The 25,302-nt window shown below is 64.9% G+C and carries 26 protein-coding genes; 10 read left to right on the forward strand and 16 right to left on the reverse strand.

The window, feature by feature from the left end:
- Positions 1–32: 32 nt before the first annotated feature.
- From ACUXVH_RS12590 to ACUXVH_RS12620, 7 genes are all read right to left on the reverse strand, one after another.
- The gene (locus ACUXVH_RS12590) at positions 33–959 is read right to left on the reverse strand and encodes a CobW family GTP-binding protein (RefSeq protein WP_123431387.1); all 927 of its coding nucleotides are present in this window, start codon (positions 957–959) and stop codon (positions 33–35) included.
- Entirely contained in the window at positions 959–2,704 is a 1,746-nt protein-coding gene (locus ACUXVH_RS12595; RefSeq protein ID WP_053159991.1) for an amidohydrolase, read from the reverse strand. The genes ACUXVH_RS12590 and ACUXVH_RS12595 overlap by 1 nt, the downstream gene beginning before the upstream one ends.
- 108 nt (positions 2,705–2,812) lie before the next feature.
- Complete coding sequence (locus ACUXVH_RS12600; protein WP_401402205.1) at positions 2,813–3,994, reverse strand: pyridoxal phosphate-dependent aminotransferase; 1,182 nt, start codon at positions 3,992–3,994, stop codon at positions 2,813–2,815.
- Positions 3,995–4,037: 43 nt separating this feature from the next.
- Positions 4,038–4,727: an ABC transporter permease gene (locus ACUXVH_RS12605; protein WP_011063273.1), complete on the reverse strand. Its 690-nt coding sequence runs from the start codon at positions 4,725–4,727 to the stop codon at positions 4,038–4,040.
- A gap of 9 nt (positions 4,728–4,736) precedes the next feature.
- On the reverse strand, positions 4,737–5,450 hold the full coding sequence (locus ACUXVH_RS12610) for an ABC transporter permease (protein WP_053153682.1): 714 nt from the start codon (positions 5,448–5,450) through the stop codon (positions 4,737–4,739).
- Positions 5,451–5,501: 51 nt separating this feature from the next.
- On the reverse strand, positions 5,502–6,275 hold the full coding sequence (locus ACUXVH_RS12615) for a transporter substrate-binding domain-containing protein (RefSeq protein ID WP_011063271.1): 774 nt from the start codon (positions 6,273–6,275) through the stop codon (positions 5,502–5,504).
- 49 nt (positions 6,276–6,324) lie between these two features.
- Positions 6,325–7,119: an ABC transporter ATP-binding protein gene (locus ACUXVH_RS12620; RefSeq protein WP_011063270.1), complete on the reverse strand. Its 795-nt coding sequence runs from the start codon at positions 7,117–7,119 to the stop codon at positions 6,325–6,327.
- A 225-nt stretch (positions 7,120–7,344) separates the two neighbouring features.
- Here ACUXVH_RS12620 and ACUXVH_RS12625 point away from each other — a divergent pair, with 225 nt between their 5' ends.
- From ACUXVH_RS12625 to ACUXVH_RS12640, 4 genes are all read left to right on the forward strand, one after another.
- A complete protein-coding gene (locus ACUXVH_RS12625; protein WP_015636908.1) occupies positions 7,345–8,265 on the forward strand; it encodes a LysR substrate-binding domain-containing protein in 921 nt (306 codons plus the stop codon).
- A 123-nt stretch (positions 8,266–8,388) separates the two neighbouring features.
- Positions 8,389–9,996 carry a 5-guanidino-2-oxopentanoate decarboxylase gene (locus ACUXVH_RS12630; RefSeq protein ID WP_072442564.1) on the forward strand — a complete coding sequence of 536 codons (1,608 nt, stop codon included), beginning with the start codon at positions 8,389–8,391 and terminating at the stop codon, positions 9,994–9,996.
- 96 nt (positions 9,997–10,092) lie between these two features.
- Positions 10,093–10,569, forward strand: a complete 477-nt coding sequence (locus ACUXVH_RS12635; protein ID WP_445494998.1) for an HIT family protein — start codon at positions 10,093–10,095, stop codon at positions 10,567–10,569.
- A 1-nt stretch (position 10,570) separates the two neighbouring features.
- Positions 10,571–11,374 (forward strand): GNAT family N-acetyltransferase, encoded by an 804-nt coding sequence (locus ACUXVH_RS12640; RefSeq protein ID WP_065365227.1) that lies wholly within the window; start codon positions 10,571–10,573, stop codon positions 11,372–11,374.
- Here the strand turns inward: ACUXVH_RS12640 and ACUXVH_RS12645 are convergent.
- Complete coding sequence (locus ACUXVH_RS12645) at positions 11,371–12,234, reverse strand: DUF4087 domain-containing protein (RefSeq protein ID WP_065365228.1); 864 nt, start codon at positions 12,232–12,234, stop codon at positions 11,371–11,373. The genes ACUXVH_RS12640 and ACUXVH_RS12645 overlap by 4 nt on opposite strands.
- A gap of 348 nt (positions 12,235–12,582) precedes the next feature.
- On the opposite strand from ACUXVH_RS12645, the gene ACUXVH_RS12650 reads away from it, so the two are divergent.
- Entirely contained in the window at positions 12,583–13,185 is a 603-nt protein-coding gene (locus ACUXVH_RS12650) for a hypothetical protein (RefSeq protein WP_065365229.1), read from the forward strand.
- 10 nt (positions 13,186–13,195) lie between these two features.
- Here the strand turns inward: ACUXVH_RS12650 and ACUXVH_RS12655 are convergent, their stop codons facing one another.
- Together ACUXVH_RS12655 and ACUXVH_RS12660 are read right to left on the reverse strand one after the other, a co-directional pair.
- A complete protein-coding gene (locus tag ACUXVH_RS12655) occupies positions 13,196–13,819 on the reverse strand; it encodes an SMI1/KNR4 family protein (RefSeq protein ID WP_065365230.1) in 624 nt (207 codons plus the stop codon).
- Positions 13,820–13,855: 36 nt separating this feature from the next.
- The gene (locus ACUXVH_RS12660) at positions 13,856–14,251 is read right to left on the reverse strand and encodes a GNAT family N-acetyltransferase (protein ID WP_011063263.1); all 396 of its coding nucleotides are present in this window, start codon (positions 14,249–14,251) and stop codon (positions 13,856–13,858) included.
- 545 nt (positions 14,252–14,796) lie between these two features.
- Here ACUXVH_RS12660 and ACUXVH_RS12665 point away from each other — a divergent pair.
- Both ACUXVH_RS12665 and ACUXVH_RS12670 read left to right on the forward strand, forming a co-directional pair.
- Complete coding sequence (locus ACUXVH_RS12665; RefSeq protein WP_026020098.1) at positions 14,797–15,237, forward strand: DUF3592 domain-containing protein; 441 nt, start codon at positions 14,797–14,799, stop codon at positions 15,235–15,237.
- A 4-nt stretch (positions 15,238–15,241) separates the two neighbouring features.
- Positions 15,242–15,829 carry a hypothetical protein gene (locus ACUXVH_RS12670; RefSeq protein ID WP_011063260.1) on the forward strand — a complete coding sequence of 196 codons (588 nt, stop codon included), beginning with the start codon at positions 15,242–15,244 and terminating at the stop codon, positions 15,827–15,829.
- Positions 15,830–15,852: 23 nt separating this feature from the next.
- Here ACUXVH_RS12670 and ACUXVH_RS12675 read toward each other — a convergent pair whose 3' ends face one another.
- The 4 genes from ACUXVH_RS12675 to ACUXVH_RS12690 form a co-directional block, all read right to left on the reverse strand.
- Positions 15,853–17,100: a 2-aminoadipate transaminase gene (locus tag ACUXVH_RS12675; protein WP_065365231.1), complete on the reverse strand. Its 1,248-nt coding sequence runs from the start codon at positions 17,098–17,100 to the stop codon at positions 15,853–15,855.
- A 120-nt stretch (positions 17,101–17,220) separates the two neighbouring features.
- Positions 17,221–17,802 (reverse strand): DedA family protein, encoded by a 582-nt coding sequence (locus ACUXVH_RS12680; protein WP_019094247.1) that lies wholly within the window; start codon positions 17,800–17,802, stop codon positions 17,221–17,223.
- Positions 17,803–18,067: 265 nt separating this feature from the next.
- Positions 18,068–18,586 carry a hypothetical protein gene (locus ACUXVH_RS12685; RefSeq protein ID WP_019094248.1) on the reverse strand — a complete coding sequence of 173 codons (519 nt, stop codon included), beginning with the start codon at positions 18,584–18,586 and terminating at the stop codon, positions 18,068–18,070.
- Between the two features lie 40 nt (positions 18,587–18,626).
- Positions 18,627–19,136, reverse strand: coding sequence for a DUF2938 domain-containing protein (locus ACUXVH_RS12690; protein WP_011063256.1), 510 nt, complete (start codon positions 19,134–19,136; stop codon positions 18,627–18,629).
- A gap of 106 nt (positions 19,137–19,242) precedes the next feature.
- Here ACUXVH_RS12690 and ACUXVH_RS12695 point away from each other — a divergent pair, with 106 nt between their 5' ends.
- The 3 genes from ACUXVH_RS12695 (at position 19,243) to ACUXVH_RS12705 (ending at position 22,876) form a co-directional block, all read left to right on the forward strand.
- The gene (locus tag ACUXVH_RS12695) at positions 19,243–19,908 is read left to right on the forward strand and encodes an ArsR/SmtB family transcription factor (protein WP_065365232.1); all 666 of its coding nucleotides are present in this window, start codon (positions 19,243–19,245) and stop codon (positions 19,906–19,908) included.
- A 214-nt stretch (positions 19,909–20,122) separates the two neighbouring features.
- Positions 20,123–22,171 carry a c-type cytochrome gene (locus ACUXVH_RS12700; RefSeq protein WP_015636897.1) on the forward strand — a complete coding sequence of 683 codons (2,049 nt, stop codon included), beginning with the start codon at positions 20,123–20,125 and terminating at the stop codon, positions 22,169–22,171.
- Positions 22,172–22,306: 135 nt separating this feature from the next.
- Complete coding sequence (locus ACUXVH_RS12705) at positions 22,307–22,876, forward strand: hypothetical protein (RefSeq protein WP_065365233.1); 570 nt, start codon at positions 22,307–22,309, stop codon at positions 22,874–22,876.
- Between the two features lie 9 nt (positions 22,877–22,885).
- Here ACUXVH_RS12705 and ACUXVH_RS12710 read toward each other — a convergent pair whose 3' ends face one another.
- Both ACUXVH_RS12710 and ACUXVH_RS12715 read right to left on the reverse strand, forming a co-directional pair.
- Positions 22,886–23,251, reverse strand: coding sequence for a DUF7079 family protein (locus ACUXVH_RS12710; RefSeq protein WP_239690659.1), 366 nt, complete (start codon positions 23,249–23,251; stop codon positions 22,886–22,888).
- Between the two features lie 40 nt (positions 23,252–23,291).
- Positions 23,292–25,220: an alkaline phosphatase D family protein gene (locus tag ACUXVH_RS12715; RefSeq protein ID WP_065365234.1), complete on the reverse strand. Its 1,929-nt coding sequence runs from the start codon at positions 25,218–25,220 to the stop codon at positions 23,292–23,294.
- Positions 25,221–25,302 lie beyond the last annotated feature (82 nt).

Here is a 25,302-nt window from a genome sequence, read left to right on the forward strand (position 1 = left end):
GACCGGCCTTCGCGCCACAGATTCCCTGTCGTTCAAAGCACTTGTGTATCGCTGACCCCAGCCTCCAGTTCCTGGCGCAGATCGCTGCCCCGGCGGGCGATGAATACCAATTGCGCGGCATGCTCGGTGGGCTGATCGGCGGCCAGGGTGAACTGGCTGCGGTTGCCCACATGCTGCAACCAATAAGGTTGTTCATTGCCTTCAAGGCGCACCAGGCCCTTGAGGCGCAGCAGGTCGGCGGGCAGGCGCGCCAGCCAGTCCCGCAAAGCCTTGGGCTGCAGCGGTCGCGAGCTTTTCCACACCCAGCTTTCGAACAACTGGTCGTGGGCCTGGGGCAGGGCCTTGAACAGCACTTCGGTGGAGCGCACCGGCGGCGCCAGCAGCAGCTCGGGGGGCAGCTCGGCCTGCACCGTGTCGAACACCGGGGCACGATTGCCGAGGCTGGCGCGGATGTTCTGCAATTGCTCGGCGCTCACCAGATCGGCCTTGTTCAGCAGCACCCAGTCGGCGCAGGCCACCTGGGCTCGGGACAGGCGGGCCATTTCCCCTTCCAGGTCCTGGTAGCCGCTGGCATCCACCAGGGTGATCACCGCGTCCAGGTGCAGGCGGTTGCGCAGTTGCGGGTAGCCGATGGTCTGCACGATGCGCTGCGGGTCGGAGACGCCGCTGCACTCGATGACAATTCGCTCCAGGGCCGGGCGCAGCTTGGACAGGCTCACCAGTTGCGCCAGCAGGTCCTCCTGCACGGTGCAGCAGATGCAGCCGTTCTGCAGGCTGTACACCGCGTCGGTGACCTCGGCGATGATCGCCGCATCGATGTTCAGCTCGCCGAAATCGTTGACGATCACCGCCAGCCGGCCGCTGTCGGCGCGTTGCACCATGCGGTTGAGCAGGGTGGTCTTGCCGGCGCCGAGAAAGCCTGCAACCACGGTTACCGGGATGCTCGGGGTGCTGTTCATTATTCCTTGCCCTCGATCACCGGTGGCAGGCCTTCCCACACCGCTTGCAGAGGGGTGTCGCTGAAGGTGCCCTGGCGGTCGTAGACCAGTTGCCCCTCGACGAAGGTCAGTTGCACCTGGGTGTGGTGGATGTAGTTGCGTGCGCCCTGGGCGAACAGGTCGCGGTCGAGGACGATCAGGTCCGCCGACTTGCCGGCCTCCAGGCTGCCGGTCAGGTGTTCCAGGCCCATGGCATGGGCGCCGTTGAGGGTCGCCACTTGCAGCGCCTGTTCCAGGCTGATGGGGTCACCGAAGGTGTCGGGTTCCTGGTTCCACGGGTTCTGCCGGGTGACCATGGTTTCCAGGGCCAGCCATGGATCGATGGACGCCACCGGCCAGTCGGTGCCGAACACCGCGATGCCACCGGCTGCCAACACGCCCTTGAAGTCATAGATGCGCTTGAGGCGTTCCTGGCCGTAGCCGGAGCGTGCGCCGCTGGCGAACGGCGTCGGGTACCAGGCTGCCGGAGAGAACTCGGCGATCACGTCCAGGGCCTGGAAACGCTTGAGGTTGCCCGGGTGCAGCAGGGTGCTGTGGGCGCATTGGTGACGGATGCCGCTGTTGCCGTTGCGCCGCCGGGCCTCGGCCACGGCATCGAGGAACACGTCGGAGGCGCCGTCGCCGGTGCAGTGGGCGATCACCCGCAGGCCGCGCTTGTCCATGTCCACCACCATGTCGGTGATGTGTTCCGGGGTCAGGTTGAGCTTGCCGCGCCAGCTCGACTCTTCCGGCCAGGGGGTCAGCAGGTAGGAAGACTTGGGCTCCACGGTGCCATCGAAGTGGAACTTCACCGCGTTGGCACTCAGGCGCGCGCTGCGATAGAAATGCCGCTCGCCACTGAGCAGTTCCCAGCGCCGGCGCACCGGGAAGATGTCGTCCTGCCAGCTGATGGCGGCTTCCACCCGCAGGGTCAGCTCGCCGGCATCGTCCAGTTCCTTGAGGGCCTGCAGGCGGTTTTCGCAGACGTGCACGTACTTGGTGGCGGTGACCCCGCGAGAGGTCTGGAAGTGCACGCCATCGCGATAGGCACGGCGCAGCACCGACACCGGAGTCGGCGGCATGGCGGCATGGATCAGGGCGTAGGCACCGTCGATCAACAAGCCGTTGGGTTCGCCGGTCAGCTCGTCGCGCTCCAGGTAGCCGTTGCGCGGGTCGCTGGTGTGGCGGTCGATGCCGGCCAGTTCCAGGGCCTTGGAGTTGACCATCATGGTCCCCCACATGCGGTCCAGCAGGGCCACCGGGCGGTCCGGCATGACGCTGTCGAGCCATTCGCGGCCCGGGGTCAGCCCGGCCTCGCGGAAGGTGTAGCGCACCCAGTACTGGCCGTAGATCCAGCCGTCGCCGGGATGGCTGTCGGCATAGGCGTGGATCGCTGCTGCCAGTTGCTCCGGGGTCGGGTCTTCGATGCCCACGTCCAGGTCGTCGGCGTAGCGCGGGGCCAGGGCCAGGTCCGGGTGGGTGTGCATGTCATGCAGGCCGGGCATGCAGAAGGCCCCGTCCAGATCGTGCTGGCGGGTATTGGGCCCGATCAGCGAGGCCAGGGAAGCGAGGCTGCCCACCGCGATCAGCTTGCCCTGGCGGATGGCCACGGCGTCGGCCCAGGGCTGGGCCGGATCGAGGGTGTACATCCGGCCGTTGTGCAGCACCAGTTCAGCGTATTGATCGACGGCGCTATGGGTGGAGTTGAATTGGTCGGAAGCGGTCACGGGGTCAACCTCTCAAGCAGGGGGCCCTTCAAAGGTGGGCAAAAAAGTATGGCGCAGCAGTGTTCTTGTCAGAGGTACCAGGGCCGCTGGGCGGCCCGGGTCATGCATTCAGCGTTGTGCGCCCAGGGTTTCGACAAAGCCGGCAATGCGCTGGCAGGCGTCCTTGAGCACCTCGTCGGCGACGGTGAAGGAGATCCGCACGAAGCCCTCGGCACTGGCGCCGAAAGCCTGGGCGTCGAGCACCGAGACCCCGGTGGCGCGGAACAGCTGCCAGGCGAAATCCATGCTCGACAGGCCGGTGCGGCGCACGTCCACCAGCATGAACATCCCGGCTTCCGGCTCGCGGCAGTCCAGCAGTTGCACCTGCTTGAGGCCCTCCACCACCAGGTCGCGGCGCCGGCGATAGACCTCGCGGGCGCTGCCGATCACTTCTTCATCGAGCTCCAGGGCCTTGAGCGCGGCTTCCTGGATAAACCCCGGCAGGCCGTAGAGCATGCACAGCAAGAGGTTGTCCAGATGCCCGACCAGGGCCGGCGGGGCGATCACCCAGCCCACGCGCCAACCGGTCATGGCATGGGTTTTCGACAGGCTGTTGAGGATTACCGTGCGCTCGGCCATGCCCGGCAGCGAAGCGATGCTCAGGTGTTCGCGGTCGTAGGTCAGTTGCCCGTAGACCTCGTCGGAGATCACCCACAGGTCATGCTTGCGCGCCACCTCGGCCACGGCTTCCAGCTCCTCACGGCTGTAGACGTTGCCGGTGGGGTTGCACGGGGTGGCCAGGGCAATGCCGCGAGTCTTGTCGGTGAGCGCCGCTTCCAGGGCCGCGGCGGTCAGGCGAAAGCCATTGGCCGCCGGCTGCTGGACGCAGGCGATCTGCGCCCCCGAGGCGTGGATGCAGGCCTCGTAGGTCAGGTACATGGGTTCTGGCACCAGCACTTCGTCGCCGCTGCTGAACAGGCACAGCGATGTGGCGAACAAGCCGTTCTGCGCACCCGCCACCAGCGCCACGTTGTCGGCGCTGACCTCGATGCCCAGCAGGCGGCGCTGCTTGGCGGCGATGGCCTCACGCAGGGCAGGGCGGCCGAGGACGTGGGTGTAGTGGGTGTCGCCTTGCTCCAGGGCGGCACTGGCGGCAGCGCTGATGCGCTCGTCGGTGGCGAAGTCCGGGTCACCGACGCTGAGCACGATCACGTCTTCTCCGCGCCCACGGGCCTCGATGGCCGCGTAGTGGATGTCCCAGGCGCTGACGGATTCGCCGCTGATGCGCTGTACGAAAGGTGAGTAACGCATGTTGTTCTCCTCACGGGCCTCGCTGCCCGCGCAATGAATGGGTTCAGGCCTGACGCTGGGGGACCTTGCCCAGGCGTGCGCACAGATGTTCGATGACAAAGGCCAGGACGATGTAGATCAGTGCCACGGCCAGCAGCGGCTCGTAGACTTTCAGGGTCTGGGCCCGTACCAGGTTGGCCGCGCCCAGCAGGTCGGTGACCGCCACGGTGGACGCCAGTGCAGTGGCCTTGAGCAGCAGCACGCATTCCCCCACCAGGGTCGGGCGCACCAGTTCCAGGGCCCGGGGCAGCCACACCCGGCGCAGGGTCAGCCAGTGGCCCATGCCATAGGCGCGAGCGGCTTCCAGCTCGCCTCGGGGCACGGCCCGCAGGCCGCCACGCAGCACTTCGCCGACGTAGGCGCCGACACTCAGGGTCAGGGCCAAGGCCACATACCAGAAACCTTCGCGCAGGTAGGGCCAGAGAAAGCTGCCGCGAATCGGCGGGTAGGCGGCGAACAGGCTGCCGACCCCGTAATAGAGGATGTAGATCTGCACCAGCAGCGGGGTGCCGCGAAACACACTGATGTAGAACTGCATCGGCGCACGAATCAGAGGGTTGCGCGACACCCGGCCCAGGCCCACCACTACTGCCAGGGCAAAGCCGCAGATTCCGCTCAGCAGCAGGAGCTTGAGGGTGATGCCCAGGCCGCGCAGCAGCTCGCTGGAAAAACCGTTGATCCAGGAAAAGTCCATTCGAGCCTCCTAGTGCTGGGGCAGCCAGCGGTTGGTGCGTCGTTCGAGCACGCGGAACACGCTGCCGGACACCAGGGTGATGACGAAATAGAAGGCCGCGACCGCCAGGTAGAACACCAGGTAATGCTTGGTGGAACCGGCCGCCTGTTTGCCCACCGAGAGCAGCTCGCTGTAGCCGACGATGCTGATCAGCGCGCTGTCCTTGACCAGCACCAGCCACAGGTTCGACAGCCCGGCCATGGCGTAGGGCAGCATGCTCGGCAACAGGATGCGCCGCACCAGCAGCCAGCGCTCGATGCCGTAGGCCCGGGCCGCTTCGATCTGACCGTGGGGGATGGCCTGGATCGCGCCCCGGATGATCTCCGCCGAATAGGCGCCCTGGACGATGCCCAGCACCAGTACCGCGGCAATGAAGCCGTTGACCGTGACACTCGGCCGGTCCATGGCCGCCATGGCCATGTTCAGCAGGTCGGTGCCGGCGTAGTAGAGCAGCAGAATCAGCAGCAGTTCGGGCATGGCCCGGTACAGGGTGGTGTAGGCGTTGGCCAGCTTCACCAGCCAGCGCGGGCCCTTGAGCTTGATCATCGCCACCAGCAGGCCGATGCCCAGGCCGAGCACAAAGGCCCCGGCGGAAATCTGCAGGGACACCAGCGCGCCCTGGGCCAGGGCGCCGAGCCAGCCGTCGGCGACGAACAGTTGGGAAAGGTCGGACAGAGAAATCATGACGTATCCAGTCAACGCCGGCGGCCCGCGCAAACGGGCCGGCCGGACGGCTTAGTTGGCAGAAATGTCGACGCTGAAGTAGCGGCTGCGGATCTTGTCGTAGGTGCCATCGGCCTTGAGCGAGGCCAGGGCGGTGTTGATCCGCTGCTGCAGGGCGCTGTCACCCTTGCGCAGGCCGACCCCGATGCCGGAACCGAACAGCGGGTCCTTGGGCGCCAGGCCCTTGTCCGCCAGGCCGGCACCGGCCGCGGTCTTGAGGATCGGCTCGATGGTCAGGGCGTCGGCCAGCATCACGTCGATGCGCCCGCTCTGCAGGTCGGCGATCATGTCGTCCTGGGTGGTGTAGTAGCGCAGGGTCGAGGTCTTGCCGTAGTAGGTCTTGGCGAAGGTCGCGTTGGAGGTCGAACCCTGCACGCCGATCAGCTTGCCCTTGAGGCCTTCGGGGGTGGTGACCAGCTCCAGGCTCTGGTCGGCGACCCACATGGCCGGGGTCTGGTAGTAGGGCGCAGAGAAATCGATGACCTTTTCCCGTTCGTCGGTGATGCTCAGGGAGTTGAGGATGGCGTCGATCTGGCTCGATTGCAGGGCCGGGATCAGGCCGTCCCAGGCCACTTCCTTGAGTGGGCACTGGGCCTGCATGCGGTCGCACAGAGCCTTGATCAGCTCCGGTTCGAAGCCGCTCCAGTCGCCGTTGCCGCTTTTCATCGAGAACGGCGGGTAGGGTTCCAGGGCGATGCCGAAGACGATCTTGTCGGCGGCCACGGCGTGGCTGGCCAGTGCACTGAACAGGCAACCGGTGGCGAGCACCTTGAGCAGGTTTTTCATGGCTTTACCCTTTATCGAAGTTGTTGTTTTCAAGGATTGAAGCGAAACGTCAGACGCGGTTTTCCTGAGCCATGACGAATTGCCGGCAGCGCTCGCTGACCGGGTTGAGGAACACTTGCTGGGGTGGCCCTTCTTCTTCCACCAGCCCCTGGTGAAGGAACATCACCTTGCTCGACACGTCCCGGGCAAAGGCCATTTCGTGGGTCACCAGGATCATGGTACGGCCTTCCTCGGCGATGCCCTGGATGACCTTGAGCACTTCGCCCACCAGTTCCGGGTCCAGGGCCGAGGTCGGTTCGTCCATCAACAGCACCTGGGGGCGCATGGCCAGGGCCCGGGCGATGGCCACCCGCTGCTGCTGGCCGCCGGAGAGAAAGGAAGGGAAAGCGTCGCGCTTGTTGGCCAGGCCGACCTTTTCCAGCAGGTGCTCGGCATGGGCGATGGCGTCCTTGCGGTCTTCACCGAGGACATACACCGGCGCTTCGATGACGTTTTCCAGGACGGTGCGGTGGGGCCACAGGTTGAAGCTCTGGAACACCATGCTCAACTGGGTGCGCAGGCGCGCCACCTGGGCCGGGTCGGCGACCTGCGGGTTGCCGGCACGGTCGGTCCTGATGCGCACTTCTTCGCCATTGATGCGCAGGCTGCCGCTGCAGGGAATCTCCAGCAGGTTGATGCAGCGCAGCAGGGTGCTTTTGCCCGAGCCGCTGGAGCCGATCAACGACACCACTTCGCCTTCATTGGCGCGCAGGGCGATGCCCTTGAGCACGTGGTGATCGGCGTAGCTCTTGTGCAGATCATCGATCGCCACCACGGGATTGACGGAGTTGGGCTGCGATTGCAAGGGTCGACCCTCTTGTTATTGTGCGATGGCCGGGCAGTACCCGGCACAGGGTAGGGCTTGAGAATTAGCCATCGACGGCGGCGGGTCAATCGAGCATTTTTAGTGGGACACGGTAATTTTTTTCAGTAATGGGCTTTTTTTTCGGCGACGAGCAAGGCTATTGCCGGACGCCGATTGCAGCTATGGTGCTGCCACTCGTTTTTTTGTAGTCGAGGCATGATCGGTATGCGTTATCCCTCCATGACCGCGTTGCGCGCTCTGGACGCGGTGGCCCGCCTGGGCAGTGTCGCCGAGGCCGCCAATGAGCTGAACCTGACGCCCAGCGCCATCAGCCACCAGATCAAGAGCCTGGAGCAGACCCTGGGGTTTGCCCTGACCGAGCGCCAGGGCCGCAGCATTCGCATCACCTACCAGGGGGAGCGCTATGCCCGGGACATCCACCTGCTGCTGGCCAATATCCTCGAGGCCGGCCAGCGCTCCGATGGCCAGCAGGTCAGCGGCCGGCTGTGCATCAGCAGCCCGCCGGGGTTCGCCACCTATTGGCTGTGCACCCATATCGCCGAATTCCAGGCGCTGTATCCCCAGGTTGAACTGCAGTTGGTGTCGCCCCGCACGCCGGGGGACACCAGCGACAGCAGCGTCGATCTGTTCGTGGCCTATGGCATGGGCGACTGGCCCAACCAGCACGTGCAGAAGATCGTCTCCCTGCGCTATTTCCCGGTGTGCAGCCCGAGCCTGGTGAATGCCATGGGTGGCCTGAAAACCCTTGATGGCCTGGATCACGCCTTGCTCCTGCACATGATCGACTACTCCGACTGGCGGGTCTGGCTGGCGGCCGCCGGGGCGCCGAATGTCGACGTGCGCCGGGGCATCGTGTTTGCCGACGCGCACTTCGTGCAGTCGGCCTGCATCGCCGGCCAGGGCATTGCCATGGGCGACAACCTGATCAGCGGCGAAGCCCTGGCCCGGGGCCAACTGGTGCAGCCCTTCGGCACCGAGATCGAGTCCAATCGCGGCTACTACCTGGTGGCCGACCTGCTCAAGTCCGAGCGGCCGGTGGTGCTGGCGTTCAGCGAGTGGGTCAAGTCCCAGCTGCAGGGCATCACCCGCTTGCACCCGGAACCCCGTCGCAACGGCAAAGCGTGAATTTTATTGAGCAATCGCCGCGATTTTTTTCGATTGTTGCCCCTTGGGTGCAGCGACTAATGTCCCTCGACATCAGCCGGGCGCAGGGTGTCGCCCGCACATAAGAACAAGAGGAAGTAGTCGATGACCACCTGTGCGCAGTCCCTGGTTCGTTTGCTGGAAGGTTATGGCGTGGACACGGTATTCGGGATTCCCGGCGTGCACACCGTCGAGCTCTATCGCGGCCTGCACGGCAGCCGCTTGCGCCACGTCAGCCCACGGCATGAACAGGGGGCCGGGTTCATGGCCGACGGCTACGCCCGGGCCAGCGGCAAGCCTGGGGTGTGCTTCATCATCACTGGCCCTGGCATGACCAATATCCTCACGGCCATGGGCCAGGCCTATGCCGATTCGGTGCCGATGCTGGTGATCTCTACCGTCAACCGTCGCGAGCACCTGCGCCTGGGCCACGGCCACCTGCACGAACTGCCGGACCAGCGAGCAATGGTGGCCGGGGTCTGCGCCTTCAGCCACACCCTGCAAGCGCCTTCGGAGTTGCCGGAACTGCTGGCGCGGGCCTTTGCCGTATTCAAGTGCGCACGGCCACGGCCGGTGCACATCGAGATTCCCCTGGACGTGCTGGAGATGCCCGCCGATAACCTCAACCTGATGCCCCGCAGCCTGCCTGGCGCGCCGGCGCCGGCCGGGGCTTCGATCGAGGCGGCGCTGGCCTTGCTCAACAGTGCCCACCGCCCGTTGATCCTGGCCGGTGGTGGTGCCCGGGGTTGCGCCGAGGTCCTGCGGCAATTGGCCGAGCGCCTGCAGGCGCCGGTGGCCCTGACCACCAACGCCCGCGGCCTGCTGCCTTGCGGCCACCCGCTGTTGCTCGATGGCGTGCAGTCCTCGGCCCATGGCCGGGCGCTGATCGACGAAGCGGATGTGGTGCTCGCCGTGGGCACCGAGCTTGGGGAAACCGACTACGACTTCTTTGGCCTCGGGCCGCTGCGCTTCAAGGGTTCGCTGATTCGCCTGGACATCGACCCGATGCAGGTCATGGGCGTGCAGCGGGCCCATGTCGGCCTGGTGGGGGATGCCCTGGAAGGTTTGCAGGCACTGCTGGGCAAGGTGGCGCCCGCCAACTCCCGCGGGCGCTGGGCACTGGACAGCGTGCAACGGGTGAACCAGACCGAGCGCGCCGGCTGGACGCCCAAGCAGCAAGGCTTGCAGGGCCTGCTGGACCTGCTGCGGGACAATCTGGATGCACCGATCCTGGTGGGCGACTCGACCCAGCCGGTGTACCAGGGCGCCTGTGGCTACCAGGCCCCGGCTCCGGCCAGCTGGTTCAACGCCGGCAGTGGTTACGGCACCCTGGGCTACGGCTTGCCGGCGGCCATGGGCGCCAAGCTGGCGCGCCCCGAGCGGCCAGTGGTGGCGCTGGTGGGGGACGGTGGCCTGCAGTTCGCCAGCGGCGAGCTGATCGCGGCCAAGGAAGCACAGATCGGCGTGATCCTGCTGGTGTGGAACAACCAGTGCTACGGCGAGATCCGCGACTACATGCAGGCGCGGGATATCGTGCCGCTGGGGGTGGACATCCTCACCCCGGACTTCCAGGCCATGGCCCGAAGCTTCCATGTGGCGCACCACCGCGCCGACTCCCCCGCGCAGCTGCAAGACCTGTTGCACACCCTCAAGGACACCCGGCAGCCGGTGATGATCGAGGTCGATGCCGGCGCCTACCTGGCGCTGGGCTGAACCCAAGCCGGGCACAAGGAACGCGCTTTACAGGATGCAGGTGGGTTACATTGGCGGCGCCCGCCCGGGCGCGCCTTGCCACTTGAGGATTCAGGGATGAATTGCATTTTCTGCCAGATTGCCGCCGGCACCTTGCCCGCCGCACTGGTGTACCGCGATGAGCACTGCATGGCCTTCATGGACGTGCATCCGCTGGGTGAAGGGCACCTGCTGCTGATCCCCCAGCAGCACGTAGAGAAGCTCGAGCAATTGCCCGGTTTCATCCGCCAGCACCTGTATCAGGTCTTCGATGGCCTGCTGGCGGCGCAACGGCGTGCCGGCTACGGCGTCGAAGGCACCCACCTGCTGGTCAATGAGGGCCGCGCCACCAACCAGCACATTCCCCATGCGCACCTGCACTTGATCCCGCGCAAACGCGGCGATGGCCTGGGGTTTGCCGGGCGCTTGCTGCTGCATTTCACTGGCTTGTTCGGCCGTCGGACCCAACTGGAGGTGTTGCAGCAGCAGGCCACGAGCATCGCCGAGCAGGTGCGGGTGCCCTGGGTCAGTGAAACCCCGGTGGGTAACCGCTGATATGCACCTGAGCCGCGCGCTGGCGCTTGAATATGCCGAAACCCAATACCTGCGGGCCCGGGTCCAGGGTCTGGCGAGCCTGCCGGGCAACCCTTATCGGGCCTGCCTGTTTGGTGAGCCGGGTTGTGGTGCCTTCGTCGTCGGCGGCAACCCCAGCCCGATGATGAACCGGGTACATGGCGACAGGGCACAGGATGCCCGGCGCCTGGTCGAACTGCTGCAGAGCTGCGTGGCTTACGCCCCGGCGATCGCCTTGATCGCCGAGTCAGCCAAGGTTGTGCCCACCCTGGAGCTGCAAGGGCTGCCGTTGCAGCGCCTGAAGGGCTGGACTCATGGGCAGCTGTTCGCTCCTGTGGGCGAGATTGTGGCGCCGCCTTCAGTGCTGGATATCGAGCCGGTGACCGCCTCGACGCTGGAAGTGTTCTGCACGCTGCACCGCGAAGGCTTCAATACCCCTGCGGCCGCTCGGCCGGCCACCCAGGCGGCCTTTGGTGGCTTGCTCAACGATGGGCGCGGGCATTTGTACCTGTTGCGGGAGCAGGGCGTTGCGGTGGCCGGCGCGGCGCTGTTCATCGCCGACAACGGCGTGGCATACCTGGGCACCGCCTTTACCACCCGGGCCGCGCGGGGCCTGGGTTATCACCGGGCCCTGATCGCCCATCGCTTGCAGCAGGCTGCTGCTTTGGGGGCCCGGAGCGTGGCAGCCACCGCCCTGGTGAACTCGCAAAGCCGGCGCAACCTGGAGCACTGCGGCTTGCGCCTGTCTCACCTGCAAACCCTGTATCGGGCCGAGTCACAGGGCTAGTGGGGTGGCGTTGTCGGCGCCGGGTCGAAGCGGATCGAGTACAGAATCGCCCTCAGGGTGGCGAAGTCCTGAAAGAACCCGACGCTGTCAGCCACCACCTGACGCTGGCCGCTGTCGATCAGCGCCATCAGGCAGGTGCCGCCATAGGCGTGAAAGCCGGTGTCCCCATCGCTGATGCCGCAGGTCTGATAGGCCAGCAGGCCTTTCCAGCCGGGGCCTGAAATCTCTTGCACCGGGCTGGGTTCATCCCTTCCGGCGCTGCGCATCCACACGCCGCTTTCCTGATAGAAAAACAAACCTTCGGCGGCCTGTTCCAGGCTGCCCTGCTGTAGGCACAGGTGCAGGGTGTACTCCTCCTGGGGGCGTTTTTTCGGGTGGTCCAGGGTGAGGCAGTTCTGCGCCTGGCCAAGCTTCCAACCTTTGGGGTATTGCAGGCTGAAGCCCTGACCCTTGAAGCGTGGTGAATCCATGGGCAATACCGGAACTCCGGCTTCCTCGCGCAAGGGTTCGTACAGGCTGGGATCGTTGCGACAGGCAGACAGCGGGCGGGCCTTGGCTTTGTGCAATTGGTCGAGGCGATGAGTCCGGGGATCCGCACTGGCGCTGACACAAGCGCAGCCGTAGCCGTAGTGATTGTTGGTGCGCACCCATTGCTGGTCGTTGAAAGTGGGCCACTCGCCCTCGGCCTGATAGCCGCCCTGGCTGGCGATCTCCCAGACGCCATCGCGGTCGGTCAGGGTGGCGTTGGCTGGCGTCGGATTCTCGAACCAGCCGCACCGGCGTTCGACTTTGGCTGGCGCGGCGAACGCGGGCAGGGCGATAACGGTCAAGAGGGTGCAGAGCATGACGCGCTGAAGCATGGAGCATCCTTGTTCGAGAGGCAGGGCGGGAACAATGGGGCGCCGGTTCAGGCGCGTCAACCCGATAGGGGCGTCGGACTGGCTAGGCGGCAGGACCAGGATGGTGTCAGTCTGCTGGCTGTGACCCTGTGGCTGACTTAAGTTCTGTGCAGCTAAGGCTCCGACAATTCTGGCCGAAACAGCGGCTGGGAAATGGCGTAATCTCGCGTCTGGCCATCGAGCCGTCCACTCGCGCTGGGGCATGTCATGCATCGGATGCTATGCAGTGTTTTAAGCCTGACGATCATCCTGTCATCGCTGGGAGCTTGTACTACGGCCCCGGTCGGGCCGACAGTCGAGGGGCCGCAGGTGTATGGCTACACCCTCAATCAGCCACTGAGCCGCGAGCAGGTGCAGCGGCTGACCGACACCGGCAAGCACTTTGTCGGGGCCCTCAAGCTGTATCGGCAGGAACTGCCGGACGGCAGCCAGTTCGGTTTCTACACCAACTACCGGAACTGGCTGAATACCCTGGCCCGTACCAGTCGAGAGTTTCCTGCCGAGAGCGATTGCCTGGTGGCCCAGCAGGCGGACCAGTTGCAACTCACCACCCTGATCGATGACTTCAATGCCCGTCAGGCCCGCCCGATGGGAGTGCCACGTCAGGTGGGGGAGGTCTACGCCGTCCAGGCGCTGGACGCCTGTCAGCGTGTCGGCGGCCAGGGGCCTGGAGCTGACGCTTTTCGCTATACCCTCTGGGCCACGCTGCAAACCGAGGCAGCGGCCCACGATCAGGGCTTTCTGCGCAAGGTCGAGGACCCGCATGCCCAGGCCCGAGGCATTGCGCAGGTGATTGTTCTGCTGCCCTTTGCCGCGCTGGCCGCGTTCATGGGGGGCGGTTGCACCGACTTGCAGTCCCAACCCGATGGTGACGGCTACTGCGCCCGGCAGCGCGCAGGTGCCGGCAAATGAGGTGCAGGGCTCAATAGCGCCACTTGCGTACCAGGTCCTCGCCGTAGCGCTGGCTGATCAATGCTTCGGCAGCATCATCGTCGTCATACACCTCCGCCAGGCAGAGCAGCATCAGCGCATCCAGGTACTCCTCGGGGGAGTCGAAAAAACGTGTCAGCGCCGCACCTGTGTCGTGATCGAAGTAGTAGACCGCGCCGGATTCGCGGTGAAAGCAGAACAGGTTGCCATTGCCCAGGTAGTCGCCGAAGGCCACCAGCTTGCCTGCCAGTACCAGATCGACATCGCCGATCTCGACGATACCGGGATAAGCCTCCAGCAACGGCTGGATCGGCGTGTGCCCGGGCCCGACGCTGCACAGGACCTCCGCCAGGGACAGCACCCCCAATTGCCGATGGTAGTCGCGCAGCGATCGAGGCAACGGGCAGTCCAGGCGTTGCTCCAGCGCCTGCAGGGCGTCCTCGCTGACAGGCGTCAATTCCGGTTCGTTGACATGCCCTTCCCATAGCGCGCCGTAGGCGCCAATTGCGGCCAGGTACCAGTTCAGCCGTGCAGCCTGGTCAGGCAGGTCCGGCCAGGCCAGGGGCGGGCAGCCGGCGGGGGGCCAGTCGGCGTTGGAGTCGTGCTGTTCGGACATGGGGCTTCCTTGGATGCGCTGGAGGCGGGGGAGTGATTATGCGCGATGGCGCGTGCGTTCCAGAGTGATGATCGAGGGTTCGAAGCCCAGCGAGCTGAAAAATTCCGCTGCCCCGGGGCGCCCGGCCCGCAGGACCCAGGTGATCTCGGGGTTGTCGCCCATCACCCAATGCACCAGGGCGCGGCCGATACCGCGCCGCTGGTGCTGCTCGGCAACGACCACCATGGACAGGTAACCGTTGGACAGACCGTCGCTGATGCCTCGGGCGAAGCCGACGATCTGCCCCTGCAGAAGGGCGACCGCCGTGCGCTGGGAGTTTGCCAGCAACTGGGCGAAGTATTCGCTGCTGCCCACCCGATGGCCCCAGCCGTTATCGCCGAGAAACTGCCGCAGTGCTTCGCTTTCAGCGGCGTGTGCGTCGCGGATCAGCATGGTGAACTCTCCAATGGGCAAGTACGGGCAGATCGCGCCCCGACTGTGCTCGGGGCCGACCCATGTAGTTGAGTGCTTCGGCCCAGTGGGCATCGTTGTCGCAGCGGCGTGCCGGCTCGACCGTGGGCGACCTGGAGGATACAAGCCTGCCTCGGAAACTGGCAGCCCTCGGAGCCTGAACGCAACCGGCCAAGGGAGCTCTTCGAAACTCGTACGGCTGTTCGCGGCGTTCAGGCATTGGCCACGGATTTGTGGCCAGGGCAACGTGCTGCTCGCCGGCCAATTCCTCTTGGTGTGTTGAAAAAAAAACGCCGGGAGCAGGTCCGGGGCCTGGAACTTCCGCCGGTATTTGCGGACAAATTCCTCCAGGGCAATGCCCGTCGGAAATTCGGTTTGCAAGCGCTGGCGACAGGCGCTCAGGCCGCTTTCCAGGGCGCCTGAACGCCGTTGCCGGAATGCGCTTGCGCCGCGGCAGTGGTTTTTCTGGAGGCAGGTTTCTTGTTATCGTGGCCTCCCTCTTTCACGGACGAATATCGAGACAGCCCATGGCTAACTCCACCCCGTCACGCTTTGGCAAGATCCTCCAGGGTCTGCTGTTCGCCCTGATCGGCATCGGCCTGTTGGTCATCGCCATCAATCTCACCCTTGATCGCCGCGAGTTCCTCGCCAGCGCCCAGACCGCCGACGGTATCGTCAGCGATTTGAATGCCGGGGGTTCGCACCCCGAGATCGCCTTCACCAGCAGTACCGGTGAGAAGATTTCCTACCCCCAGGGTGGCTTTATCTTCGGCTACCAGAAGGACCAGCCGGTGCGGGTGTATTACCAGCCCGAGCGGCCGGCCAACAGCGCAATCATCGACGACCCGGCAGCACTCTGGGCCACCCCGGGTGTGCTCGGCCTGATCGGTCTGGTATTTACCCTGGCCGGCCTGGTGGGTGTCATCAGCCAGCGCGGACGAGCCACACAACGAGCAAAAGGACTTTGACCCCATGAACCTCAGCATTCCGATTCCGGTCAACGAAAGTAAATGGCTGTACCAGACCGCCAGCGGCGGCGGCCTGACCGTAGCCCTCGTGGCGGGTAGCGGCGGCTCGATCATCCTGCGTTCACCCCAGGGCAAGGACGTCAGCTATCGCTACGGCGGCCTGGGGGTGGGCGCCGGTTTTGGTGCGCGCCTGCCGCGTTTCGGCAAGGTCAATATCCAGGTCAAGGGCAAGAGCGTTGGAGGCGCAGGCGCGGCGGAGGCCTTTCCCAGCACCGGTAAGGTGTTTGTTAGCGATGCTCTGCGCAGCAGCGACCTGACGGAGGACGACATCACCGGCCCTTGCATGTACACCGAAGTGGGTGCAGGGCTGGTGGTGGGTGGTTCGGCCACGGCCTTGCTGTTCGGCTTGGACCCCAAGCTGCTTGCTATGGCGGTGGCCCTCAACTCCAGCCCGGTGACCTCGATCATCGCTTCGTCCCGGGTCAACGAACAGTTGATGCGCTCGGCCAAGGGCGCGTTGGTGATGGCGGGGATGAACGCCGGCGTACAGGCGGGTGGTGGCGCGGCGATCTACATGGGCTATCTGTTCTAGCCACGGCGCCGGCGCGCCGGGAATCACAGGCGCGCCAGGCATTCCTGGAGAATATCCAGGCCCTCCTCGAAGATTTCAGGCTCGGTGGTCAAGGGCGCCAGCAGGCGAATGATGTGCCGCGACTTGCCGCTGGGCATCAGCAGCAGGCCCGCATCCCGGGCGCTGCCTAGCAGCGTGCTCAGTTGCTCTGGCGCCGATTCGCCCCGGGCATTGACCAACTCGATGCCGCGCATGGCTCCCACCCCCGTCAGACGGCCCAGGAAGGGGCAGAGCCCACTGCTTTTCCAATGCTCATAGCGTTGCACGATCGCCCGCTCCTGGCGCTCGCCCCAGGCTTGCAGGTGCTCGTCGGTCATTTCATCCAGGGTCGCGAGCGCCGCCGCGCAGGCAATCGGGTTGCCCGAGTAGGTGCCCCCCAGGCCGCCCTTGGGCAGCACGTCCAGCAATGCTTTGCGACCCACCACGGCGCCCAGTGGAACCCCGCCGCCAATGCTCTTGCCCAGCAGGATCAGGTCCGGCTCGATGCCCAGGCGGGAGAAGGCAAAACGCTGCCCGGTGCGGCCGAAGCCGGACTGGATCTCGTCGGCGATCAGCAAAATGCCATGTTCATCGCAGAAGCTGCGCAAGGCCCTGGCGAACGTGGCGTCCAGGGCCAGGAAGCCGCCTTCGCCCTGCACCGGCTCAAGGATGAAGCAGGCCACTTCCTGTACATCGATCTCCACGCTGAACAGCCGACGCAATGCTTTCAGCGCTTCTTCGCAACTGACGTCGTTGTCGGCGCTGGGGTAGGGCAGGTGGTACACAGGCCCGGGTAGTACACCGACCTTCTGCTTGTAGGGCGCCACCTTGCCGTTGAGGTTGAGGGTGGCCAGGGTGCGCCCATGGAAGCCTCCGTCAAAGGCGATCACCGCGCTGCGCCCGGTAGCTCCGCGCACGATCTTCAGGGCGTTTTCCGCGGCCTCGGCGCCGCTGTTGGTGAGCATGCCGCTGACCGGGTAACTCACCGGGATGAAGTTCGCCAGGCGCTGTATGAACTCGATGTAGGGCCCGTGAGGCGCGGCATTGAAGGCGTAGTGGGTGAGCCGGGTGGCCTGCTGCTGGATGGCTGAGACTATGCGTGGGTGGCAGTGCCCGAGGTTGAGCACACCGATACCGCCGACAAAGTCGATGTAGCGCTTGCCATCGACGTCCCAGACCTCGGCGTTGCGTCCGTGGCTGAGGCGGATCGGGTGGACGGTGGAGATCGAACGGCTGATGTTCTCGTGGCTCATGGATGCGGGCTCTGGGTGCCGGAAACAAGCCGTTATCTAAGCCGGGGCCGGGGGGCCTGGACAAACGAAATAAAGTCGCCGGGTCAGTATGAAAATTCCCGATGTGCCAAAGCCCTTGTCTCAGTGCTGCTGGGCCTTGTGCCTATTACGCAAATGCCGCACCAGTGCCGCAAGGACCACCAGCGCTATCACCCCGAGGAAGATCGGCAGGCGATAGGGTTTCAGGTCGCCAAGAAAATGCTGCAAGGCTTCGCCGGCCCAGTAACCGGCGCTGACGAACAAGATGGCCCATACCGCAGCCCCCAGCACATTGAGCAGGGCGAAACGCCAGGGTGCCAGGCCACTGGCGCCGATCACCATCGGGCCCACCAGGCGCATGCCGTAGAGAAAGCGCACGGCGAACACCGAAGTCGAAGGGTAACGCCGGATCAGGCCCTGGACCCGTTCGATGGCCGCCTGATGGCGCTTGAGCTTGGGCAGCAGGCGCGCCCCGCCATAGCGCCCGGTCCAGAACAGCAACTGATCGCCGAGGATGCCCCCCAGGGTGGCCCAGCCGATCACTTGCGGCCATTGCAGGCTACCCTGATGCGCCGCCATGCCGCCGAGAATCAACACGGTTTCGCCTTCCAGCAGGCAGCCGATGAAGATCACCCAGTAGCCGTAGGCGGCGATCAGCGCGTTGAGGTCGAGGTGTTCGAGCATGGGCAAGGGCTTCCGCAGGGGGCATGAAAACAAGCCGGGCGATGATCAGGTTACAAATGGCTCTGATTCCTTTCACCGGCACAAGTGCCCGGGATCTTCCAGCGCAGGTACCGCCAGGGCGCCTGCCAGTCCATCAGAACCCAGCGTAGACGCCAGCCTCGGCGGCGGACACGGCTAGACCTACGGATATTGCTTGTGTGGAGCAAACTGGGTTCAGCGGGTATGTGAAAGCCCCTGCGAGTGCAGACTGGATGCGCGAGCAGGATCAGTCGTTATCTGCGTCGGCTTGCTCGGCCCAGGCGGACTTGGACGAGGGATAGCGTACTTCAACCTGGGCGCCGGCTTGAATCAGGGCCTCCTGCCAGACACTGAACTGTTGCGGCCAGGCCTGGATCACCTTGAAGGGGACGCCGGTCAGCAAGTTTCTGGCCACGTTGGGGCTTACGCCCATGGCTTGCCTGATCAGCGCGAAGATCTTCGCGGGGTTGGGGCCCACCTCGGTGATCCAGAGTGCTGGATCACTGGAGGCGAGGGGCGGGTAGTCCGCAAGCGGAGCATACTGCCGGGTCAGCACTGCCCTGGCATCGCTATAGCTCAGCGAAGCCAGGGCCCGGGCACTGGCCAGATGTTCATCGCAGAACCACTCGTAGCCATGAGGGTGCCCCGCGCACCCTTGGCCCAGCGGGCGATAATCGGCGAACTGCACCATGCCGCCGCCAGTTCCGGCATGGCACATCTCCGAGGAAAAATCGTTGTGGCACAGGTCGCATACAGGTGGCTTCATCGATCGATCTCTCTGGGCACGCTCGGCCTCTGGGCTGAGGTCACGCAGTCTGCCCCAACACCCACGCCCAGAACATCCCGGCCATGTACAAGCCCAGCCCGAACACCGAATGCGCCATCAGGCTGCGCAGCCGGGCCACATTCGGCTTGGGCATCTTGCTCGCCGCGATCCCGGCGCCCATGCCCGGTTGCATCAGCAGGAACGGCGCAGCCACCGTCAATACGCCGATGATCAGGGCCGGTGCCAGGGTCGGTTGCCGCGCCCACTCCAGGCCGCAGGCCAGCAGCAACAGGGCGGCAAACAGGACGCCGATCAGGTAGTGGGCCAGCCAGCCCAGGGCCCGTTCCCCCGGAACCGTGCCGGCTTGGGCAATGCTCTGGTGCAGGAACTGGCCACGAGGAAAATGCCCGATCCAGCGTCCGACCATGGCCCAGTTGGGGCCAGGAATGTTCAACACTCGTGCCAGAAACAGCGTCCACAAATCAAGGACCAAGGTAGCGCCGACACCGATCAGCAGTGCCGGTAAAATCAACGCCATGAACTCATGCATAAAGACTCCTGGGTATGGATGGCTGCACTTCAGCCTCGGCTATGGGTGTGATAAAGTTTCATTCAATTAAGTGATTGAATGATCAATAAAGCAGCAGGAGCTGTCAATGACTGATTCGATTTCCCCTCAACAGCCTCTGGCGGACATGGCCGAGCTGGCACGTATTCTCGGCCATCACCATCGCCTGATCCTGCTGGAGCACATTGCTCGTGGCGAGCAGCCGGTGGAGCGCCTGGTGGAAGCCTCGGGACTCTCGGTGGCCAACACCTCGCAACATTTGCAACAGCTGCGCCGGGGCGGTTTCGTGCAGACCCGGCGCGACGGCAAGCGGGTGCTCTACAGCCTCAGCCAGGGGCCGTTGGCCGCACTTCTGGGGGGCTTGCGCCAATACGTCGAATACAACCACGGGCAGATCCGTGAGCTGCTGGCCGACAGCGAGCAGCAGCCGGGGCGCCTGGAGGGCATCTCCCGGGAAGAGCTGCGCCAACGCCTGCAGGAGGGCGGCATGACCCTGCTGGACGTGCGCTCGCCGCAGGAGTTCGCCCTTGGGCATTTGCCGGGGGCAATCAATATCCCGGTGGAAGAGTTGGAGCAGCGTCTGGCCGAGTTGCCCGCGGGCCAGGAGTTGGTGGCTTACTGCCGCGGGCCCTACTGCGTGCTGTCACACAATGCCGCGGCCTTGCTTCGCGCCAAGGGTTTCAGGGTGCGGCGCCTGGACGACGGTTTCGTCGATTGGCAGGCCGCCGGCCTAGGGGTGGAAACCACCCGGTAAAAGTGTCGCAGTGTCGGCCATACAGGACATTGCCTATAGGGCCATGATCCATATCAACAGGGTTTTCAGAAAAATCCGCTACAAGGGCATCAGGCTCGGACCCACAAGGTATCGAGCCCCGGGCCTGTACCGTGAAGGCCGGGATAACCAATAAAAACCTTTGTGGATATCGGCCGAGGGGACCACCCCAGGCGGATTTTAAAGGAATAACCTGATGGCTTTTTCTCTGTCACGCCTGTGCCTTCTGGGCGCTGCGTTGCTCTGCGTACCCCTACTGCATGCCAGCGAGCCGACCCCGGCAGCGGCGGCCTCCACCCCAGATTCCGAACTGATCCAGCGTGGCCAGTACGTGGCCCAGCTCGGCGACTGCATTGCCTGCCACACCGCCAAGGGCGGGGCCACCATGGCCGGTGGCCTGGAGCTGAAGACGCCCATGGGCACCATCTACTCCAGCAACATCACCCCGGATAAAGACACCGGTATCGGCAGTTACAGCTTCGAAGCATTCGACCGCGCCATGCGCGAAGGCGTAACCCCTGACGGCAGTCATTTGTACCCGGCCATGCCCTATCCGTCCTACGCCAAGATGACCGAAGAGGACATGCGCGCCCTCTACGCCTACCTGATGCACGGGGTGGAACCCGTAGCCCAGGGCAACCTGGAAGCCGACATGGGGTTCCCCTTCAACCAGCGCTGGGGCCTGTGGTTCTGGAACCTGGTGTTCGTCGACAAGCAGCCCTTCAAGCCTGACCCGGCCAAGGACGAACAGCTCAATCGCGGCGCCTACCTGGTCCAGGGCCTGGGCCACTGCGGTTCCTGCCATACCCCGCGGGGCATCGCCTTCCAGGAGAAGGCCATGAGCGACAGCGAATCCGGCGGCCAGCACTACCTGGCCGGCGAGACGGTGGAAGAGTGGCGAGCCCTGAGCCTGCGCAACCTGTGGACCGTGGAGGACACGGTGCAGTTGCTCAAGACCGGGCAGAACCGCTTTGCCACGGTATCCGGCAACATGGCCGACGTGATCCACCACAGCACCCAGCACTTCACCGACGCCGACCTGACGGCCATCGCCGCGTACCTCAAGTCCCTGCCGGCCGGCAAGGACGACTTGCCCATGCCATCGGTGGCCCTGACCCCGGCGGCCCCGCCGAACGACCTGTTCACCTCCCGTGGCGGCCTGGGCTACGCGCAATTCTGTTCCGACTGCCACCGTCAGGACGGCGCTGGTGTGCCGCAGATGTTCCCGTCCCTGGCCGGCAACCCCAGCGTCGCTTCGGCCAACCCGACCTCCTTGCTGCACATCACCCTGACCGGCTGGAAGACCGCCCAGACCGCGGCCCATCCACGGGTCTACACCATGCCCGGCTTTGCCCAGCTGGCCGATGGCGAGATCGCCGAGATCCTCAGTTTTGTCCGCAGCAGCTGGGGCAACAACGGCTCCGCCATCAGCGCCGAGCAAGTGAAGAAGATGCGGGCGCAACTGAGCCCGCAAGTGGAAAGCACCCTGTTCGAAACCCCGCGCCTGGCCAACCTGCTGGCGGCGCCGAATGCCGAGCAAGTGGTGCGTGGCATGCGCCTGCACCTGGAAACCAAGGCCCTGCTGCCGGACAACGTCGGCAACTCGCTGAACTGCACCAGTTGCCACCTCAACGCCGGCACCGTGGCCGACGGTTCACCCTTTGTCGGCGTCTCGGCGTTCTTCCCCGGCTACGCGCCGCGGGCGGGCAAGACCATCACCCTGGAAGAGCGCATCAACGGCTGCTTCCGCCGCTCCATGCACGGCAAGCCGCTGCCGGTGAACGGCGCCGACATGCAAGCCATGGTGGCTTACTTCGAGTGGATGAAAATGAACACCCGCCCAGAAGACAAGGTGGCCGGCCGCGGTGTGGGCAAGATCGACCCGGCCCTCAAGCCCAATGCCGACAATGGCAAGCAGGTGTACGCCAAGCAATGCGCGGTGTGCCACGGAGCTGACGGTGAGGGCCTGAAACGCGCCGACGGCAGCCTGATCTTCCCGCCGCTGTGGGGCGATCAATCCTTCAACATCGGTGCCGGCATGGCCCGCACCTACACTGCGGCGGCCTTCGTCAAACGCAACATGCCGATCGGTTTCCACGAGAAGTTCCCCCTGGGCCAGGGCGGCCTCTCGGACCAGGAAGCCCTGGACGTGGCCGAATACTTCTCCCACCAGCCGCGCCCGGACTTCCCGGACAAGGTCAAGGACTGGCCCAACGGCGGTCGTCCGGCGGACGCCCGTTACTGAGGGCTTGACCCTGTAGTCGCCGCCTTTGGCTGCGGCTACAGGCCCCGCAGAAAAATCTGCCGATGCGCCCTGGCGCCGAGGTAAGATTGCCATCCTTTGCGTCAGCCTTCGCTGTCGGTCCTTCAAGGATGAATCATGCGGTTTCGCTCGATCCTGTTGCTGAGCCTGTCTCTGGGGCTCAGCGGTTGTGCCTTTGTTTCCGCGCTCAAAGCGACCACCGTCAGCTACCGGGTGCCGGCCGATGCCGGTGAAACCGCGCTGATCCGCATCGTCGCCCAGGGGCTGGTGCGGGGTGTGCCCTACAGCGACTGCATCGACTGGCGCAAACCCGCCTCAGGGCTGATGGTTCGCCCCCATCGCGGCATTGCCAATCCCAACTTCCGCAACCTGGGCATTCCCATGACGGCCGCTACCGACCGCATGCGCCGCCAGGAGGGCTTTGGTGCCAACGAACTGAAGATCCCGGCCAATCGCCCGTTCGCCTTCATGTTCTACAACACTGAACCGGGGATGGATAAGGACTACCGCGCCGTTTGCGAGCAAAGCGTGACCTTCGTGCCCGAGGCCGGCGCCACCTATCAGATGGTGTTTCTCCAGGATCAGATGTGCACCGCCATGCTGCGCAAGATCGACGACAAGGGCGAGATGCTGCCGGAGCGGGTGGCGCTGCGGCCTACCGATTACTGCAGCGCCGATGCGCGCTAGGGCAAGAACCTACGGGCCATAGTGCTTGCAGATTTCCTCCCAGATATAGGCGCCGCGAAAGCGGATCCAGCGGATGAACAAGCGGTCGCGAAAGGCCTGCCAGCGGCTGCTGCGCCGTAGTGCCAGGCTATCCTCGATTTCCTCCAGCAAGGACTCCCGCTCGAAGCCGATCCAGATCTCCGGGATCACCGACATCAGGTTGATGTAGCACACCGGCGCCACCTCTTCGTAGAGAATGCGCTCCACCTCGGCCCGGTCGTAGGCCTGGGTTTCCCGGGCGATGTAGGCGTAGTCCACCTCGTTGTCGACAAAGGCGTCCGAGAGCAGGTAGCGGATGGTGTCTCGCTGTACCGGGGTGATCGGGCTTGAAGGCATGTTGGGGCGGGTCCTTCCTGGTGGCCGGCGACAGCGGATTCTATCTCGGCGCAATCATCCGTGTCGGCGCCGTGCCATTGGCATTGTGCTGATAGATCGCCACGGGCTGCCCCTGCTCATTGAAAAACACCTGGCCGATCCCCGACGAGTTCCACAGCCGCTCCCCGGCCTCGGCATGCTCGGGCACATGGGGCATCACCTTCATCCGCCGGCGCTTGGTGAACCAGTTCAACGGCGAGCGCGGCGAGTAGAGCCAGCGGTTGAGGCGGTCGAACCATTCCAGCAGGGCGGCGGGGAATTCGTTCTTGATGCCGCTGCTGGTGATCTGCCAGATCCGCGGGCCGCCCTGGCGGTGGCGGATCAGCACTTCGTAGACGAAGGAGTAATGCACATCCCCCGAGAGAATCACGTAGCTGCCCGGGGTTCGCGAGTGGCGGAAGATGTTCAGGATCACCTGGGCGGAACCGCGATGGGCCATCCAGTTTTCCGCGTCCACCAGCAGCGGGTAGCCGCACCAACTGAAGACCTTCTGCACCGTTTCGATCAGCTTGACGCCGAAGATCGGCGCCGGTGAAACGATGATCGCCGAGGGGTGATCCAGCAGTTCATGTTGCAGTTCGCTCAGGGCTTCCCAGTCCAGCAGGCCGGAAGGCTGGCCCAGGTTGGACTCGCTGCGCCAGCGCCGGGTGCGGGTGTCCAGCACCACCAGGGCCGGGGTGCTGGGCAATACGTATTGCCATTGTTCAAAGCGCAGCAACTGGTCGATCAGATCGTCCTGGGGCTGACGTTGCAGCAGGTGTTCCGAGGCTTGTGCCGTGGCGCTCAAGGCCCGAGTGTGTTCCAGCAGCTGGGCGAAGGCATCCGGGTTGTTGCCCCAGCCCTGGCACAGCATGTAAGCCAGCAGCGCGTTGCCGATGATGCGCTTGGAGAAGGGGTGACCGTAGGCGGTTTCTTCCCATTGGGCGCTGAGGTTCCAGTCGTCGGTGATGTCGTGGTCGTCGAAGATCATCAGGCACGACAGGTGGGCAAAGACCCGCGCGGCACCCTTCAGGCCCTGGACAAACTCGTCGATGCGCTGCTGTTCCCGGGTGTAGCGCGTTTGCTGTTCCGGCGTCAGTTCCGGCGGCTGTGGCGTGATCAGGGTCCAGGGCAGCGGCGACCAGACCAGCAGGTACATGGCCAGCACCTCGGCGAACGTCACCAGGTGGTTGTCAGCGTTGCTGCTGGTGAAGATCGGCTTTTTCACTCCGCCGAAAAACCGCTCGCGCAGGGTTTCATTGCTCTTCAACGCCGGGAGCAATTCGGCCCGCTGGTAGTAGCTGGCGCCATGGCGGTACAACGCCTGACTGTCGGCCACTACGGCGCCTTCCAGTTGTTCATCGAACAGCCCGAGGCGCTCGATCAGGGCGTGAATGGCCCGCAGCATGGGGCCGGCCACATCGTCGGCGTACACCTGATCGCCGCTCATCATCAGCAAGGCCGGGCGTTGTCCGGGCTCGGGCTGTTGCGCCAGCAGGCGGTCGACGCAGAGCAAGCCGTCAGCGGACGGGTGATGGGGCTTGCGGCAGGAGCCGTGGAGCAGGTTGTCGATGCGGCTGTGGAGCACGAACTCAGGGGACCCGGCATCGCCATACAACAGGTGCGGCGCCCAATCGGCAATAGCCCGGGCGCTGTCGTCGGCATCGTTGATCAGCAGGTCATAGGCGATCGTCACGTCCAGGGGCAGGGCGTCGTCCAGTGCCACATCGATCAGATGGATGAAGGCATGGCGACCGACGGGAATGACCTGGCATTGCTGCGGGTCGAGGGCCAGATCCAGGGTCGCGCTGCCAGCGGGCTGCAGGCGCAGGGTCAGCGCCAACGCCCTGGAGCCCACCAGCCACAGCACCAGCCGCGTCGGCTCCAGGCGGCGCAGCAACGGGCCGGCGAGAACAGGAGGCAGGGCAGTGGGGGGCGTGGTCGGGAGCATCTGCTGCGGGATCTCTGGCGGTTGCAAAGGGGGCGAAATGGTAGCGCAGCCGATGTCGAAGAAACGTCGGTTGCGCGGGCTG

The organism is Pseudomonas sp. 8(2025) (assembly GCF_052665325.1).

Bases quoted from the DNA above. Each gene is read 5' to 3' on its own strand.
- ACUXVH_RS12590 (WP_123431387.1), bottom strand. From the start codon at position 959: ATGAACAGCACCCCGAGCATCCCGGTAACCGTGGTTGCAGGCTTTCTC.
- ACUXVH_RS12600 (WP_401402205.1), bottom strand. From the start codon at position 3,994: ATGCGTTACTCACCTTTCGTACAGCGCATCAGCGGCGAATCCGTCAGC.
- ACUXVH_RS12605 (WP_011063273.1), bottom strand. From the start codon at position 4,727: ATGGACTTTTCCTGGATCAACGGTTTTTCCAGCGAGCTGCTGCGCGGC.
- ACUXVH_RS12610 (WP_053153682.1), bottom strand. From the start codon at position 5,450: ATGATTTCTCTGTCCGACCTTTCCCAACTGTTCGTCGCCGACGGCTGG.
- ACUXVH_RS12615 (WP_011063271.1), bottom strand. From the start codon at position 6,275: ATGAAAAACCTGCTCAAGGTGCTCGCCACCGGTTGCCTGTTCAGTGCA.
- ACUXVH_RS12625 (WP_015636908.1), top strand. From the start codon at position 7,345: ATGCGTTATCCCTCCATGACCGCGTTGCGCGCTCTGGACGCGGTGGCC.
- ACUXVH_RS12630 (WP_072442564.1), top strand. From the start codon at position 8,389: ATGACCACCTGTGCGCAGTCCCTGGTTCGTTTGCTGGAAGGTTATGGC.
- ACUXVH_RS12635 (WP_445494998.1), top strand. From the start codon at position 10,093: ATGAATTGCATTTTCTGCCAGATTGCCGCCGGCACCTTGCCCGCCGCA.
- ACUXVH_RS12640 (WP_065365227.1), top strand. From the start codon at position 10,571: ATGCACCTGAGCCGCGCGCTGGCGCTTGAATATGCCGAAACCCAATAC.
- ACUXVH_RS12645 (WP_065365228.1), bottom strand. From the start codon at position 12,234: ATGCTTCAGCGCGTCATGCTCTGCACCCTCTTGACCGTTATCGCCCTG.
- ACUXVH_RS12655 (WP_065365230.1), bottom strand. From the start codon at position 13,819: ATGTCCGAACAGCACGACTCCAACGCCGACTGGCCCCCCGCCGGCTGC.
- ACUXVH_RS12660 (WP_011063263.1), bottom strand. From the start codon at position 14,251: ATGCTGATCCGCGACGCACACGCCGCTGAAAGCGAAGCACTGCGGCAG.
- ACUXVH_RS12665 (WP_026020098.1), top strand. From the start codon at position 14,797: ATGGCTAACTCCACCCCGTCACGCTTTGGCAAGATCCTCCAGGGTCTG.
- ACUXVH_RS12670 (WP_011063260.1), top strand. From the start codon at position 15,242: ATGAACCTCAGCATTCCGATTCCGGTCAACGAAAGTAAATGGCTGTAC.
- ACUXVH_RS12675 (WP_065365231.1), bottom strand. From the start codon at position 17,100: ATGAGCCACGAGAACATCAGCCGTTCGATCTCCACCGTCCACCCGATC.
- ACUXVH_RS12680 (WP_019094247.1), bottom strand. From the start codon at position 17,802: ATGCTCGAACACCTCGACCTCAACGCGCTGATCGCCGCCTACGGCTAC.
- ACUXVH_RS12685 (WP_019094248.1), bottom strand. From the start codon at position 18,586: ATGAAGCCACCTGTATGCGACCTGTGCCACAACGATTTTTCCTCGGAG.
- ACUXVH_RS12690 (WP_011063256.1), bottom strand. From the start codon at position 19,136: ATGCATGAGTTCATGGCGTTGATTTTACCGGCACTGCTGATCGGTGTC.
- ACUXVH_RS12695 (WP_065365232.1), top strand. From the start codon at position 19,243: ATGACTGATTCGATTTCCCCTCAACAGCCTCTGGCGGACATGGCCGAG.
- ACUXVH_RS12700 (WP_015636897.1), top strand. From the start codon at position 20,123: ATGGCTTTTTCTCTGTCACGCCTGTGCCTTCTGGGCGCTGCGTTGCTC.
- ACUXVH_RS12705 (WP_065365233.1), top strand. From the start codon at position 22,307: ATGCGGTTTCGCTCGATCCTGTTGCTGAGCCTGTCTCTGGGGCTCAGC.
- ACUXVH_RS12710 (WP_239690659.1), bottom strand. From the start codon at position 23,251: ATGCCTTCAAGCCCGATCACCCCGGTACAGCGAGACACCATCCGCTAC.
- ACUXVH_RS12715 (WP_065365234.1), bottom strand. From the start codon at position 25,220: ATGCTCCCGACCACGCCCCCCACTGCCCTGCCTCCTGTTCTCGCCGGC.